General features: G+C 65.5%; 18 protein-coding genes. 7 read left to right on the top strand and 11 right to left on the bottom strand.

Going from position 1 to position 13,202, the window contains the following annotated elements:
* Positions 1-329, top strand: a 329-nt coding sequence (locus KBY78_RS03295) for a hypothetical protein (RefSeq protein ID WP_255142340.1), incomplete at its 5' end; no start/stop codon positions are given.
* Between the two features lie 101 nt (positions 330-430).
* On the opposite strand, the gene KBY78_RS03290 is transcribed toward KBY78_RS03295, so the two are convergent.
* Both KBY78_RS03290 and KBY78_RS03285 read right to left on the bottom strand, forming a co-directional pair.
* Entirely contained in the window at positions 431-1,516 is a 1,086-nt protein-coding gene (locus KBY78_RS03290) for an IS110 family transposase (RefSeq protein ID WP_255142339.1), read from the bottom strand.
* A gap of 211 nt (positions 1,517-1,727) precedes the next feature.
* Entirely contained in the window at positions 1,728-1,817 is a 90-nt protein-coding gene (locus KBY78_RS03285) for an MGMT family protein (RefSeq protein ID WP_255142338.1), read from the bottom strand.
* A 132-nt stretch (positions 1,818-1,949) separates the two neighbouring features.
* Here KBY78_RS03285 and KBY78_RS03280 point away from each other — a divergent pair, with 132 nt between their 5' ends.
* Positions 1,950-3,086, top strand: a complete 1,137-nt coding sequence (locus tag KBY78_RS03280) for a S1C family serine protease (RefSeq protein WP_255142337.1) — start codon at positions 1,950-1,952, stop codon at positions 3,084-3,086.
* Positions 3,087-3,106: 20 nt separating this feature from the next.
* A complete protein-coding gene (gene trmH / locus KBY78_RS03275) occupies positions 3,107-3,796 on the top strand; it encodes a tRNA (guanosine(18)-2'-O)-methyltransferase TrmH (RefSeq protein WP_006170081.1) in 690 nt (229 codons plus the stop codon).
* A gap of 25 nt (positions 3,797-3,821) precedes the next feature.
* Here the strand turns inward: trmH and KBY78_RS03270 are convergent, their stop codons facing one another.
* Entirely contained in the window at positions 3,822-4,082 is a 261-nt protein-coding gene (locus KBY78_RS03270; protein WP_006170080.1) for a hypothetical protein, read from the bottom strand.
* 329 nt (positions 4,083-4,411) lie between these two features.
* On the opposite strand from KBY78_RS03270, the gene KBY78_RS16245 reads away from it, so the two are divergent.
* Positions 4,412-4,885 (top strand): prepilin-type N-terminal cleavage/methylation domain-containing protein, encoded by a 474-nt coding sequence (locus KBY78_RS16245; protein WP_315856632.1) that lies wholly within the window; start codon positions 4,412-4,414, stop codon positions 4,883-4,885.
* A 54-nt stretch (positions 4,886-4,939) separates the two neighbouring features.
* Here KBY78_RS16245 and KBY78_RS03260 read toward each other — a convergent pair whose 3' ends face one another.
* Positions 4,940-5,758, bottom strand: a complete 819-nt coding sequence (locus KBY78_RS03260; protein WP_037979979.1) for an ABC transporter permease — start codon at positions 5,756-5,758, stop codon at positions 4,940-4,942.
* Between the two features lie 624 nt (positions 5,759-6,382).
* Between KBY78_RS03260 and KBY78_RS03255 the strand changes: the two genes are divergently transcribed.
* The gene (locus KBY78_RS03255) at positions 6,383-7,084 is read left to right on the top strand and encodes a response regulator transcription factor (RefSeq protein WP_255142334.1); all 702 of its coding nucleotides are present in this window, start codon (positions 6,383-6,385) and stop codon (positions 7,082-7,084) included.
* Here KBY78_RS03255 and KBY78_RS03250 read toward each other — a convergent pair.
* The 5 genes from KBY78_RS03250 to KBY78_RS03230 all read right to left on the bottom strand — a co-directional run bounded on the left by KBY78_RS03250 (position 7,059) and on the right by KBY78_RS03230 (position 11,344).
* Positions 7,059-8,384, bottom strand: a complete 1,326-nt coding sequence (locus tag KBY78_RS03250) for a sensor histidine kinase KdpD (RefSeq protein WP_255142333.1) — start codon at positions 8,382-8,384, stop codon at positions 7,059-7,061. The two genes, KBY78_RS03255 and KBY78_RS03250, sit on opposite strands and share 26 nt — an antisense overlap.
* 854 nt (positions 8,385-9,238) lie before the next feature.
* The gene (locus KBY78_RS03245; protein ID WP_255142329.1) at positions 9,239-9,886 is read right to left on the bottom strand and encodes a prepilin-type cleavage/methylation domain-containing protein; all 648 of its coding nucleotides are present in this window, start codon (positions 9,884-9,886) and stop codon (positions 9,239-9,241) included.
* Between the two features lie 8 nt (positions 9,887-9,894).
* Complete coding sequence (locus KBY78_RS03240) at positions 9,895-10,377, bottom strand: GspH/FimT family protein (protein WP_255142327.1); 483 nt, start codon at positions 10,375-10,377, stop codon at positions 9,895-9,897.
* 47 nt (positions 10,378-10,424) lie between these two features.
* Positions 10,425-10,817, bottom strand: coding sequence for a hypothetical protein (locus KBY78_RS03235; protein WP_255142325.1), 393 nt, complete (start codon positions 10,815-10,817; stop codon positions 10,425-10,427).
* A complete protein-coding gene (locus KBY78_RS03230) occupies positions 10,814-11,344 on the bottom strand; it encodes a hypothetical protein (RefSeq protein ID WP_255142319.1) in 531 nt (176 codons plus the stop codon). Before KBY78_RS03230 ends, KBY78_RS03235 begins: the two co-directional genes overlap by 4 nt.
* Positions 11,345-11,578: 234 nt before the next feature.
* Between KBY78_RS03230 and KBY78_RS03225 the strand changes: the two genes are divergently transcribed.
* A complete protein-coding gene (locus tag KBY78_RS03225) occupies positions 11,579-11,770 on the top strand; it encodes a type II toxin-antitoxin system VapB family antitoxin (protein WP_255142317.1) in 192 nt (63 codons plus the stop codon).
* Between the two features lie 31 nt (positions 11,771-11,801).
* Here KBY78_RS03225 and KBY78_RS03220 read toward each other — a convergent pair whose 3' ends face one another.
* Positions 11,802-12,137, bottom strand: coding sequence for a nucleotidyltransferase domain-containing protein (locus tag KBY78_RS03220; protein ID WP_255142315.1), 336 nt, complete (start codon positions 12,135-12,137; stop codon positions 11,802-11,804).
* A 41-nt stretch (positions 12,138-12,178) separates the two neighbouring features.
* The gene (locus tag KBY78_RS03215) at positions 12,179-12,805 is read right to left on the bottom strand and encodes a Uma2 family endonuclease (protein WP_255142314.1); all 627 of its coding nucleotides are present in this window, start codon (positions 12,803-12,805) and stop codon (positions 12,179-12,181) included.
* 93 nt (positions 12,806-12,898) lie between these two features.
* Between KBY78_RS03215 and KBY78_RS03210 the strand changes: the two genes are divergently transcribed.
* Positions 12,899-13,093: a type II toxin-antitoxin system VapB family antitoxin gene (locus tag KBY78_RS03210; RefSeq protein WP_255142313.1), complete on the top strand. Its 195-nt coding sequence runs from the start codon at positions 12,899-12,901 to the stop codon at positions 13,091-13,093.
* Positions 13,094-13,202: the final 109 nt, after the last annotated feature.

Here is a 13,202-nt window from a genome sequence, read left to right as displayed (position 1 = left end):
TCGACAACGCCACCGATGCCGACACCGTTCTGGTGCGCGATCCCACCGGCACCCCTGAGCTGCAGGAGATCGGGATCCTGGAGCTTCTGCAGCGCTATCCCTGTCGCGGCAGCGAGGCCCGCTGGAGTCCTGACGAGGCGATCGCCTTCCTGGAAACCAAGACCCGCTGGCTGGATGCGGCGCTGGAGAGCTGGGAGGCCGATGGCGAGGCCATGGCTGACGACAGCGATCTGATCGAGGCCAAGGCCGTCGTTCTGGTCGTGCCAGAGCAAGCTGGCCAGCCGCTGCGGACCGAGCTACTCGACGTGCTGATCCCCGTTGAGGAGTGAACCACCGGCCGGCTCTGGTTCCGCCGGATCCGCCGCCTGCCATGGAGGGCAGGCAACGGCTCCGCCGGGAGCCTGGGCGACTGCAGTAAGCCCGCTGCTGATCAGACCGCTGCCGTGCGAACGGCTGGACCACCACGCAGGATGCCGAACACCTCACGGGCCACGAATCGCTTGAGGCAGCGGATGATCTCCTTCATCGTGCGGCCTTCTGCGGTGCGGCGCTCGACGTACTCCTTGGTCTGCTGATGCCATTTCAGCCGGCAGATGACGATGCGATGCAGAGCGCAGTTGGCCTGGCGGTTGCCGCTGCGGTTCAGCCGGTGCCTCACCACCTTGCCCGAGCTGGCCGGTAGGGGATTAACACCGCAGAGAGCAGCAAATGAGGCCTCGGATTTCATCCGCTCTTGGTTGTCTCCCACCGCCACGACCAGGGTGGCGGAGATGTCCACACCGATGCCGTAGGTGTTGCGCAGCTCTGGGCAGTGCTGCATGGTCAATCGATCCAGTTGCGCAACGGTGTCCTTGAGCTCCTGATCCAGCTGCTGGATGCGACGGGCGAGGGTGCGCAGGGTCATCTTGGCTGCCGCTAGAGGAGTGCTGATGTCGCCAGAACGCAGGCCACTGCAGCATTCCACCAGTTCCTTGCCCTTGAGCCGCTGCAGCCGTTCCCGCAGCGCAGCCGGTGCTGTCACCACGATCGCGTGCAGCTGATTGAGGGCCGCAGTGCGGTTGTCGGTGGCGGAGTCCTTGGCCACCTTGAGCATGCGGATCATCTCCACCAGGTCGTCACCCGCCTTGGGGATGACCGTGGCCTGACCGGCGATGTAAGAGCGAGCAGCAGCCTCCGCATCGATGGTGTCGTCCTTGCCGATGCGCCGCCGGGTGGAGCGATCCGGTCGGTTCACTTCCACCACGGGGAGCTCTGCACCCTTCAGGGCCCGGCAGAGCCCGGCGCCGTAGCAACCGGTGCCCTCCACGGCGAATACCGGGTTGGAGCCGAATTCAGCGGCCCAGCGGATCAGCTCCTGGTAGCCGCTGCGCTGGGCATCCAGCTTGAGGCTCCCCAGCAAGCCGCCATAGGCGCTCAGGGCCACCGCCATGTGGGTGTGCTTGTGGGTGTCGACGCCGATCACTACATCGGGGCCAGTACTGGTCTCGGTGGTAGGTGCTGTCGCTGCTGCGGTCATCACTGCTGAGGGTTGGAGGAGGTGCAACCAGCCAGGCAGACGGACAGGCCACTGACGGGACGATGAAGTCGGACTCCTATGAGGTCACGGGACTCCCCGGCTGGTTGCCCCACCACACGGACCGACAGGTCATGCGGAAAGACACCGCTCCACGAGGGAACGGGTCAGGCAATAGGCGGGTCAGGCCCGTGGTGGTGGGGTCCCGGAATCATCAGTGGCCATAGGTGGCGAGCCGGCCGGCGGGAACAAGCGTCACGGCGTCCCACACCCGCTGATCGAAGCCCGGAGTGCCATCAACCATGACAAGGGCTGACCGGAGGGAGCGGCGGGAAGATCCTGTCATCAGCGGCGGCGGAAAGCCGATCGAAACGGACCGATCACGGCCATAGAACGGAGTTCACCACTCGTTCGAGCCCTCCGACGGGTCACCACGATGCAGAGCAACAGCAGGATCAGCCGCAGCGCCTGGGCGCTGAAGTTAGGGGCCACCGGCCTGGCCATCACGCTCTCGGGCTGCGGCCTGGTGCGCGCCAACGCCGAGGTGCCGGCGGCCAAGCCAGCGGCCGCGACGCTGCCCGCAGCCGCCGCCAAGGCGGAGGCCATTGAGCCCCGCTCCTGCGCCACGGGCCGCCAGAGCGCCGAGGAGGTGTTCCGCTCGGCCCGGGACGGGGTGGCGGTGGTATCCACGGGCAGCGGCATGGGCAGCGCCTTCGTGGTGGCCCAGCAGAACGGCATGACCTACCTGGCCACCAACGCCCATGTGGTCGACGGCAGCGACGAGGTGCGGTTGAAGTGGGTGGATGGCAGCAGCGACCGGGCCCGGGTGGTGGCGCGCGGATCAAGCGAGGCTCCCACCAGCGACCTGGCACTGCTGGCGGTGGAGGGCCAGCGCGGCAAGGTGCTGCGCATGCGCGATCAGGCCTCGGCGGTGGGTCAGGAGGTATTCGTGATCGGTGCCCCGAAGGGCCTGGAGTTCAGCCTCAGCCGTGGTGTGGTGAGCAGCCTGCGCGGCAATGAGCAGATCCTGCAGATCGATGCGGCGGTGAACCCGGGCAATTCCGGCGGACCGGTGCTGGATGCGGGCAACTGTGTGGCGGGCATCGCCACCTTCAAATTCGGCGACAGCGAGGGGCTGAACTTCGCGGTGTCGTCGAAGGTGGTGCGCGAGTTCCTGGCGCAACTGCCCACGGGAAGCACAGCTGGCCAGCCTGCAGCGGAGCCTCCAGGCCAACGCCAGGCGAGGCGCCCGCGCCAGCCTGAAATCGCCCGCGGCGACGACACGGTGTGCCTTTTCCGCGCCTCAGGCGGCGAGGAGGAGCAGATCCCCTGCCGCATCAACCGCGTGAGCGCCCGCAATGGCGGCACCCTGTACGACCTGGCCTGGGCTGATGGCTCCCGCAACGCCTACGCCTTCTTCCGCGATGGGCGGGTGGCGATCCGCGCCGAAGACGGCAGCGGCCAGGCCCAGGACGATCAGGGCACCTTCCGCCGCTTCGAGGAAGGCGTGGCGGTGCGCAGCAGCGGCGACAGCCTCGCCTTCATCCCCGGGCTGGATCCGGTGCTGAACTGAGCGCAGCCCGCACCGCGCCCATGCCCCTGCTGCCCCGCCGCTTCGAGCGGATCCGCGCCGTGCTCGACCGGCGCATGGCCGATCTCACGGTGGTGCTGGAGGCGGTGGACAAACCCCACAACCTTTCGGCGATCCTGCGCAGCTGCGATGCGGTGGGGGTGCTGGAGGCCCATGTGGTGAGCCTGAAGGGCCGGCCGCGCACGTTCAACAGCACCGCCCAGGGCAGCCAGAAGTGGGTGCCGCTCCGCCCCCACGAGCGGGTGGAGGAGGTGCTGGGCCAGCTGAAGCAGCAAGGCTTCCGGCTCTACGGCACCCAGCTGGGCACCGACGCCGTGGACTATCGCCAGTGCGACTTCACAGGCCCCACGGCCTTCCTGCTGGGGGCGGAGAAGTGGGGCCTGAGCGAAGCGGCGGCGGCGATGGTGGATCAGGCCCTGTTCATACCCACCGGCGGCATGGTGCAGTCGCTGAATGTGTCAGTGGCGGCGGCGGTGCTGCTGTTCGAGGCGCTGCGGCAGCGACAGGCGGAGGGCCTGGTGCCCGAAGCGGGCGAAGGCCTGCCGGCTGGAGCACGCGAGGGCCTGCTGTTCGAGTGGGCCTACCCCCAGGTGGCCGACTGGTGCCGGCGCCAGGGGCGCCCCTACCCCGCGCTCACGGCAGACGGTGAGATCAGCGAAGAGCTGCCCCGCACCCTGAAGCTGCGCTGCTGAAGCGGCCGGCTCGGCCGGTTGCGGCTCAGAGGAAGGGTATCAGCACGTCGTTGCGGCTGGGCAGCGGCGGCGCCGCCTGGCCGCTGTGGGCCCGGGGCAACCAGAGAGCCACGCCCACGCCGAGGATCTCGAGCGGCAGCGGCCGCGCCACCAGCAGCACAACCGCCAGGGCACCAAGGGCGATCAGGCGCTCGAGCAGGCCGATCACGTCGTCGCCGTTGGCGGTGCCCAGCAACCAGAGCAGAACAGAGGCGGCCAGGAGGCCAAGGGTGACCCAGATGGGCATTAGCGAACAACATTGACTTCTGTGATTCTGACGCCGGCCAAGGTCAGGAGTGAGCTGAGCGCTGAAGAGCCTCTCACAACAAAAAGAGTCAACGGCGGATCTGCTTTGCTTAGAAAACAATGAGTAACTGATTGGCTTTGTATTAGAAAAAGGTGAGATTCAGATACCATTTCCACAATTTTCCTTGTCATCGCGCCCCTGGCCACGCCAACGGCAAGGGCCAAACAGATTGCTACGAGCAGAGTTTGCCATCAAAACCGTGGACCTCAATGACTCATGAGGTGAGGGTTTCAGCCAAACGACGCACGCACGCCGAGAAGGGAACGCTGATGAGCGTCGACTTGAAAGCTCTGACCATGCGCACCACCCACATGAACCTCGCCATCATCCGTCAACTGAGGCAACGCCAAGCCAGTACCAACATCGTCACCAAGGGATTCACATTGGTGGAGCTGATGATCGTGGTTGCTGTTATCGGCATTCTCTCCGCTGTGGCACTCCCGCAATACCTGCAAGCCCGCAATGCAGCCCAAGCAGGAGCGGCCATTGGTGAAGCCCTTGGACTGGCGAAGGAGTGTGCGACATTTGCCGCTTCGGACATTGGCGGTGCACCCAATCCACCTGCCGCTGTTGGGGTTGCCAATCCACAACCCTGTGATGCTTCTACAGGTGGCACCTATACAGCCAAGTGGACAGCAGGGCCGGTGGGTATTCGCTGTCTGGCTGGGACTTCAACCGCAGTAAACAGCACAGCAACCATCATAATAGACGGGAATGGGACAATTGCCTGTGCCTTGTCTTGACATGGATCGAGCCATCGCCGCCTTCCTACCTCACGGACATGACGTGAGGACTCATCACCCTCCGCGCCCCCCATCCCCCCCGCTCACCCACGTCTCCAGCCCTTCCCCCAGAAACGAGAGCCCCAGCACCAGCACGAACATCGCCAGGCCGGGGTAGAGGGCGGTCCACCAGATGCCGGTGGGCAGGGCGGTGAGGGCCTGCTGGAGGTCGCCGCCCCACTCGGGGATGGTTTCCGGCAGGCCGAGGCCGAGGAAACCCAGGCCACCCAGCACCAGCACCGCATCGGCCGAATTGAGCGTGAGCAGCACCGGCACCGAGGTGATCACGTTGCGGAACAGGTAACGGCGCAGGATCCAGAGCGGCCCAGCCCCCAGGGTGCGGGCGGCATCGATGTAGAGCTCGGCCTTCACTTGAGCCGTCTGGTTCCGCACCACCCGGAAATACTGGGGGATGTACACCACGCACAGGGCGGCGGCCGCATTGGGCAGGCCCCGGCCCAGCAGGAAGGCCAGCACAACTGAGAGCAGCAGCACCGGCAGGGTGTAGAGCGTGTCCATCAGCAGCACCAGCACCCGGTCGAACCAGCCGCCCAGGTAGCCGCTGAGCATGCCCAGGGGTACGCCGATCACCAGGGCCACCACCAGCGCCAGCAGCACCACCTGCAGCGCCACGCCGGCGCCTGAGAGGGTGCGAACGCACACGTCGCGTCCGAGCCGGTCGGTGCCGCACCAGTGCTGCAACGACGGAGTGGCGTAGATGGGATTGTCGAGACCGGCATTGGGATCCGCCAGCACCCCCAGATGGATCAGCAGCGGCGTGAGCAGGGCGATTAGCCCGTAAACCAGCACGATCACAAGCCCCCAGCGCGCCATCCGGCCAGAGAGGTCACGGGGCCTCCAGCGACGCAGCAGCCCGATAATCGGCGGGGTGGTCATCAGTGATTGGGCTGGGGCAGGGGCATTCTGGGGCAGAAGTGAGGGCCTGCTGCCTGGTGTTGTTCAAGCAGGGACTAACTGAACGGGACAAACCAGACCAGGTGCCCTCGCCAAGCGACGATCGGCACTGAGCAACGGACAGTCAAGAGCTTCTGTCAGGGCCACATTGGTGGCGTCATAAGCGCTGAGGTTGTGGCACAGCTGCCAGATACTCTTCACTGTGGGACCGCTTGCACTAAGCCAGATACCAGGGGCTTCACCGCCCTGCAGGCGGTGAAGAAGATTCTCAAGGCCTGGAGCTGCTGGGTGATACTCGTCTGCCGCGACGGCATGATCTGGCCGAACCAGCTGCTCTGTCTGGGATTGCACTGGCAGCAGATCTGCTTGAGCTTCAAACCTTCTCGGTGGAAGCCCGCCATGGGGAGGATCCCTGCCAATTGCCGGCCCCTCGCGCGTAATTCCTGCGCCTTATCGAAGAGCTGAGGTATGTATGCCAGGCTGCGATCGAGACAGCCAGATGAACCGTCCCCAACCATCCTGGCAACGATCGATAGGATTCCCATGGCCCACCAGCACCGGGTACTGATCGTTGACGATGACCCCGCGCTGCGCCGCTTCCTCGCCGGTGAACTGGCGGTTGAGGGCTATGCGGTGGAGATGGCGGGCACTGGCCAGCAGGCACTGATCCGCCTCCGTGAAGCCCCCTGGGACCTGGTGCTACTCGACTGGATCCTCCCCGATTTCACTGGCGTGGAGGTGTGCCTGCGGCTGAGGGCCAGCGAGCTCAACACCCCGGTGCTGATGCTCACGGCCCGAGATGCGGTGGCCGAGCGGGTGGAAGCGCTTGATGCCGGGGCCGACGACTACCTCACCAAACCCTTCTCGATCGAGGAGCTGCTGGCTAGGGTCCGGGCACGGCTGCGCCGAAAAGAATCCGCCAACGGCCAAGGGGAGGTGCTGAGCTTCGCCGACCTACGGGTGAACACCGCCAGCCATGAAGTGAGCCGCGGCGGAGAGGAGATCCAGCTCACTGTGCGTGAGTACGACCTGCTGCTGGCCCTGCTCAAAGAACCCCGCAGGGTGCAGGAGCGCCAGATGCTTCTGCACAACGTGTGGGGCGAACACTTCGTTGGCGACGCCAACCTGCTGGATGTCTACATACGCTACTTGCGCAAGAAGATCGAACGCTACGGTTTGCCTACCCTAATTCAGACCGTGCGCGGCGTGGGCTTCATCCTCAAAGAGGGGGAACCGAAGAACTGAGCTCTGCCCGCTCCAGCACCAGTTGGAAGTCGGCACCGCGGCCTGGAGTTGACTCCACCCGCACATCACCGCCCATACGCCGCATCAGCAGGCGCACCATCGCCAGGCCGATGCCGCTGCCGCTGGCACTGGCACTGACCTCAGAGGAACCACGCACAAAGCGCTCAAAGATGAGCTCCTGTTCCGCCAGAGGCACACCTTGGCCATGATCGCGCACATGCACTACTGCCTCTCTGGCGCTAACTGAGCAGAACAGTTCAATTACTGTGTCCTGAGGAGTATATTTGAGGGCATTGTCCACCAAGTTGGTGAGGCACTGCTGCAGTCGCTCACCGTCGCCCAGACCCAGAGGTGGCGCGCCGTCCTGAGGCAAGCGAAGCCGCAGACGAGCGGAAGCCAAGGGCTCAAGCCTCTCAAAGGCCACGAGCACGGCATCGTCGAGATCGAGTGGATCCCGGACCAGTTGAAGGCGACCGGCCTCCTCCCGGGCGATGTCGAGAAGTTCGCTTACCAACCGTCCCATGCGTTCAGCCTCCCTGGCGATGCACTCCATCTCTGTTTCTGTGCCTCCAGGCCCGCCGCGGGCTTGGCGCTTCAGGCTCTGGGCGTAACCACTGATCAGCGTGATTGGTGTGCGCAGTTCGTGGGCCACTCCATCCACGAAGGTCTGCTGTCGCTCACGGGCAGCCGCCAGTCGATCAAGCAAGACATTGAAGGATGTCACGATAGGTTGAAGCTCCAGCGGCTGGTCACTGATCGACAAACGAACCTGCTCCAAGCTCTCGGTGTCAATCTGGCCCAGCTCGAGACAAAGCCGATCAAGTGGACGTAGCGTCCGCCAATACACCAGACGCTGAAAAGTGCTGGTGATGAGGGAGGCAACACATGCAACGGTCATCATCAGCAGCAGCACGACGCGCCGGTGCTCCACATCGGAGGTAATGTCTTCCACCACCCACATCGCTGCTGGCCGGCCAGAGAAGCTGAGCCGCTGTCTGCTGCAGAGATAATGTCGGTCACCGGCGACAACCCTCATCAGGTGATCGCCTCCGACGCAACGGCGCTCCACAATGCCCACCAGCTGGGGGAACGACACCGCTAGCGGTACCGTGACATTTTTGATGGGTAAACGGTAGGGTCGGCCATCCTCCAGCTCAAGCCACAGCAATCGACCAGGGGACACGATCCGATCCAGTTTGGACTGAAAGGCGGAAGGAGTGTCGCTGGGTGAGAGTTGCAGCAGTTGCTGGAGCACCAGATCAGAGGCCTGGCGGTGACGCTGGGCGAGGGAGCGATCCAACAATTCCAGATGCGCCAGCACTACCAAGGCAAACCCTGCGAGCACAGCCAGCAAGCTGCTGGGAAGGAGGCGGCGATACAAAGATACGCGACCTGGCGCTGACTTCATCGGCCCTACAGACGCACGCATGGCCAATCCACTGAATCAATCATGTAGGCACCAACCATTTTCGCACCAAGCTGGACAACAAATCCCTGAGGGTCTGTCCTGAACACCACCCAGGTCAATACCAACAATCGCCCTGGGCCGGGCGCAGGACCAAGCGCAGCATTCTTCGAATGATGAGAACTCTGGCATCTTGCGCCCCTCAGATGCGCCACGTCTGGCAAGTCACAGGCCGGAATGGCTTCTCAAAGCCTACCAACAAGCCCTCCTTCAGATCATTCCTGGCCATGTCCGGGCAATAGCGGCTGAGATCTAAATTGCTGATTGATCAGCCGGACAATCTCCAAGCAAAGCCTTGGCCATAGACTTGGCCATTGAAAGCAATAACCGAATCAAGTAGTCAACCTGTTAGCACATTCGGCTATGCTAATCTATTCCTGGGCAGAATACTGCTACTTCAGAAAGCGCTCTCCAGTCTCCCCAAAGCCGCCGACCTCCAGAATTCACAGCAATCAGAGCCAGCACAAGCAACGTCGCCATCTCCGCGCCATAGGTCAACATCTAGCGCAAGAAACCTAGAATCAATCCCCGCTGTGCGGCCCTTGAGAAATTATTTCTTTAGCGGGAATAAACAATCGAGGAATCCGTGATTGCCACAAAAAGTTACCAGCAAAAGATCAACTATTGCGTCATTTTTGGATAACTTTTGCGCTGTTCTTCGAGCCATCGAATTCAAGCTCGTAGGAACTTTACCCAGCCCCAGCCACCGCCTCACTACGCACCCGCTGTACCGGCCCGCCACCATCAGCGAAGCTCTGCTCCAGCCGCATCGCCACCAGCTGGCTGGCCGGATCCAGGCAGGCCGAAAAGGGCAACCCCATGGACCCATTCAGGGCCGTGGCACCCGGCAAGTGTCCGCAACCCGTCCAGCGGCTGGGATCACTCGCCAGACCATCCACCACCACCCGGCTCAGCGACGCGCTGCTGGGGTCGATGCGCCCCTCCAGCCCATAGGCCGGCCCGCAGCGCATCAGCACCTGGCCCCGCCAGATGCCGCTCGGCGGTGCCCCCACGGAATAACTGATCACCGTGCCCTGGCGCTTCAGCTGCAGCACCACCTGCCGGCCGGCCACCCCGCAGCTCACCGGCAGCGGCGCCGCCTCGTTCACCACCTCCGTGGCCCCCTCCAGATCCGTGCGGATCAACGCCAGCGCCCGCCGCTGATGGTTGCGCTCCCGCACCAGCCGCGAGAACTGCTGCGCATTGCGCCCCTCCCCCAGCAGCGCCTGCACCACCACGCCACACAGCATCAGCCCTAGGGCCATGGCCAGCAGCAGCTCCACCAGCCCGAAGCCGGCGCTGGCCTGGCGTCTCGTTGTCTGAACCCTCAGCATCATCAGCGGTCTCACAGGGTTGAATCCGGGCTGCAGGCGCTGCTGTCGGGCCGGCCGCCGGGCGCGCCGCCGTAGCGGCCCACCCGCACCACCCCCAGGGGCAGGGCCATCACCAGGCAGCGGCGCAGCTCCGTGCCGGCGCTGCTGAGCACCACCGTGCCGCCATCCAGCACCAGGCCGTTGCTGCTGAAGCGCAGGGTGTCGGGCAGGTTGTGGCTCAGCTCGATCGTGCCGTTCTCCACCCCCTCCCCCAGGGGCATCGCGGCCAGCTCACGGCCGGCCAGCGACCCGCTCAGCGGCTCCTGCCATCCCGCCGCCGCCAGGCTCAGGCCACAGGGTCGTCCCTGCCGTTCCGCCGCCGCGCGACCCCGCTCGATCCCCAGCACCAGCCGCCGGGTGGCCACCTCCAGCCGCTGCCGCGCCATCGATTCACCACTGGCCTGGATCGCCAGCCCCGCCAGCAGCAGCACCGTCACGCCCACGAGCAGCTCCATGAGCGAAAAGCCCTGAGCGGGGCCCCGGCACGAGCTGAATCGCCTGGTCATGGCCTGCACAGGCCATGGGCCGCGGGAGCGAACAGCCGCTTCCGCTCCAGGTCTTCCGCACGGGCCGTGATCCACAGAGCCCCGGCGCCTTCCGTCTCGGCGGCCTCCGCGCTCACCATGACCCCCTCCGGCAGTGGGGCCGGGGCCGCGCTCAGTTGCAGGCCCGTCCACGCCGCCGCAGCGCCGCAGCTCATCGGCACCGTCACCCCGGCGGCCGCCAGACGCAGCGACCGCTCCCGCTGCAGCAGCGCCAGGTCGAGCTGGCTCAGCAGCTCCTGCCGTTGCTCGGCGCGATGGTTCCAGGCCATGGCCGATCCCCACAGCTGCGCTGAGCCGTTCGCCGCCAGCGCGAACACCACCGACGACACCATCACCTCCACCAGCGTCATCGCCCCATCCCCCGCAGACCCGCCACGTGCAGGGGCTGCGGGGCCTCCCCCGCCAGCTCCAGCGCATACAACCGCTGCACAGCCGCCTGGCTCAGTTCCAGCCGCAGTTCGCCTGGATGGCCCGCCGCTCCAGGCAGCCCCGGCGTCCACGAGACCAGCCGGTAGTCGTTCTCTCCCACCCGTCCGCTCAGCAGAGGCCCCGGATCCAGCCCCGCCCCGCAGCCGGGCACCGGCGCGATCCAGGCACTGGAGGCCAGGGGCAGCAGGCAGGCGTGCTCACCGCTCAGGCGGCTCGCCACCTGCTCCGCCGCCGAGGCCAGGGCGTCCTCCAGCCGCCGCTGCTCCAGCTCCGCCGCCGCCAGCCGGCTGCCCTGCAGCGCCATCGTCTGCACCGACAGCGCACTCAGCATCAGCACCAGCGACACCCCGAACGCCAGCGGCAGCAGAAAGCCCGCCTCCCCCTCCGGCGCTCGTCTGCGCCAACCCCCCAGGGCCCGACAGCGTCGAGCCGTCCATGGAACCGCCATCGGCGGACTCCTCAATCCACGACCCACCAATCGTTCCCAACCAGGGCGGGGTGCCCACCCGGTTCAGCGGGGACTGGGGGATGGCTTCAACAAACGTTGCATGGGCGCGATCAGCACAGCAAGCGGCGCATGGACCTTGAAAAATCGCCCTACTGCCGCCAAAAACGCAGCCCTTCTGGCGGTTACACCGCCATTTCTGCATTTGTCGCCGGGCTCAGCGCATCAAAATGGGGCATGCGGACCACTCTCAATCTCGACGACGACCTCCTCAAGCAGGCTCAGCAGCTCAGCGGCATCAGCGAGCGCACCCAGCTGGTCCGCGAAACACTCAAAGCCCTCGTGCAACGAGAAAGCGCCCGCCGGCTTGCCGCCCTCGGTGGTTCCGAGCCCCAGCTCGAAGCTATCCCCCGGCGCCTGGCCTACTGAATTTCAGGCTCAAACCTGAGCTTGACCAGGGCTACGGAGCGATCAGCCAGCGCAGATCACGCGCAAGCGCTGCCGCCAGCTTCGGGTTCCACTGGGGGAGGCTCTCCCACTCCCGGCGGCTGTAGACGAGCAGGTCGGTGGCCAGCGGAAGATCGGCCGTGTCCCAGGGGCGCAGGCGTTCCCAGATCGGCAGCTCGCACTGCCGCAGCACCAGCAGCAGATCCAGGTCGCTGCCCACACCGGCATCGCCGCGCCCATAGGAGCCGAAGACACCCACCCCCTCCAGCTCCGGTTGGGCCGTCGCTTGGCGCTGGGCCCACCGGCCCGCCGCCTCAAGCAAGCTCTCGGAACTGGGCCAGCGCAGCACGGACCCACTCAATGATCGCTGTGGCATGGAACAGGCCCCTCTCAAACGTCCCAGATCGGGGCCAGATCCAGCACCAGGCCAGGGAACAGTTCTCCACCATCCAGCCCCTTGGCGTCGTCGAGGCGCTCAGGGGCGGTAGCCCCTGAGCGCCAGATCTCCACGGCCCTCTCCTCGGGCAGCAACAACCAGCCCAGCTGCGCCCCATTGGCCTGGTAGGCGTCCATCTTCTGGCGGAGCGCACTCACGCCACGGGGCCCTTCGTCGGACGCGCTGGCCAGTTCCACCACCAGATCGGGGCAGAGGGGCGCAAAGCCACGGCGCTGCTCGGGGGTGAGCGCCTGCCACCGATCCAGGCGCACCAGCGAGGCATCGGGGCTCAGCACCGAGCCATCGGGCAGGCGAAATCCAGTGGAGCTGTCGAACGCTTTCATGGGCAGGCCACTCCGGCGAAGCGCCCACCAGAGCAACGCCCCAAGGGCCTGGTTGCGGGCGCCGGTTTCGCTGCCGGTGGGGGTCATGGCAATGAGGCGGCCATCGGCCATCAGTTCGAGCACCGAATCGGGATTGGCCTGGCACACCAGCTCGAACTGATCGGGGTTGAGCCGTAAATCCCAGGGCAGCTGCAGCGGCTGCAGGGCCGGAGACGGGAGTGGATGGGCCAGCGTCATGAAGCTTCCCCCTGCTGGACCCCACCGTAACGAAATCGCTCGGCCCGGGCTGTCAGGGCTTGAGTCCCACGTCGCGACAGCAGACTCGTTGCTATGCGCACCACCCTCACCCTCGACGACGATCTGCTCGCTCAGGCCGGAAACCTCAGCGGCATCAAGGAGCGCACCCAGCTGATCCGCGAGGCCCTCAAGGCCCTGATCGAGCGGGAACGCTCACGCCGGCTGGTCCCCATGGGCGGCTCGGAAACCCAGATCGGACCACCCCCGCGCCACCGCCAGCTCTACTGAGTCAGCCCTTCCGAGACAGCTCGTCGCCATCAATGACTGATAGCAATCCCAGAGGCGCCATGGCGCAGCTCCTGATCCGGCAACTGGCTCGCCTGCGGGCCACCACACC

The organism is Synechococcus sp. EJ6-Ellesmere, assembly GCF_024345875.1.
Classification (GTDB): Bacteria; Cyanobacteriota; Cyanobacteriia; order PCC-6307; family Cyanobiaceae; genus Regnicoccus_A; species Regnicoccus_A antarcticus.
Note: the sequence above shows the minus strand (reverse complement) of the source record. Positions and strands in the feature narration are given on the sequence as shown.

Bases quoted from the DNA above. Each gene is read 5' to 3' on its own strand.
- KBY78_RS03245 (WP_255142329.1), bottom strand. From the start codon at position 9,886: ATGATGCTGAGGGTTCAGACAACGAGACGCCAGGCCAGCGCCGGCTTC.
- KBY78_RS03235 (WP_255142325.1), bottom strand. From the start codon at position 10,817: ATGACGCTGGTGGAGGTGATGGTGTCGTCGGTGGTGTTCGCGCTGGCG.
- KBY78_RS03225 (WP_255142317.1), top strand. From the start codon at position 11,579: ATGCGGACCACTCTCAATCTCGACGACGACCTCCTCAAGCAGGCTCAG.
- KBY78_RS03230 (WP_255142319.1), bottom strand. From the start codon at position 11,344: ATGGCGGTTCCATGGACGGCTCGACGCTGTCGGGCCCTGGGGGGTTGG.
- KBY78_RS03270 (WP_006170080.1), bottom strand. From the start codon at position 4,082: ATGCCCATCTGGGTCACCCTTGGCCTCCTGGCCGCCTCTGTTCTGCTC.
- KBY78_RS03255 (WP_255142334.1), top strand. From the start codon at position 6,383: ATGGCCCACCAGCACCGGGTACTGATCGTTGACGATGACCCCGCGCTG.
- KBY78_RS16245 (WP_315856632.1), top strand. From the start codon at position 4,412: ATGAGCGTCGACTTGAAAGCTCTGACCATGCGCACCACCCACATGAAC.
- trmH (WP_006170081.1), top strand. From the start codon at position 3,107: ATGCCCCTGCTGCCCCGCCGCTTCGAGCGGATCCGCGCCGTGCTCGAC.
- KBY78_RS03210 (WP_255142313.1), top strand. From the start codon at position 12,899: ATGCGCACCACCCTCACCCTCGACGACGATCTGCTCGCTCAGGCCGGA.
- KBY78_RS03215 (WP_255142314.1), bottom strand. From the start codon at position 12,805: ATGACGCTGGCCCATCCACTCCCGTCTCCGGCCCTGCAGCCGCTGCAG.
- KBY78_RS03290 (WP_255142339.1), bottom strand. From the start codon at position 1,516: ATGACCGCAGCAGCGACAGCACCTACCACCGAGACCAGTACTGGCCCC.
- KBY78_RS03260 (WP_037979979.1), bottom strand. From the start codon at position 5,758: ATGGCGCGCTGGGGGCTTGTGATCGTGCTGGTTTACGGGCTAATCGCC.
- KBY78_RS03285 (WP_255142338.1), bottom strand. From the start codon at position 1,817: ATGGTTGATGGCACTCCGGGCTTCGATCAGCGGGTGTGGGACGCCGTG.
- KBY78_RS03240 (WP_255142327.1), bottom strand. From the start codon at position 10,377: ATGGAGCTGCTCGTGGGCGTGACGGTGCTGCTGCTGGCGGGGCTGGCG.
- KBY78_RS03280 (WP_255142337.1), top strand. From the start codon at position 1,950: ATGCAGAGCAACAGCAGGATCAGCCGCAGCGCCTGGGCGCTGAAGTTA.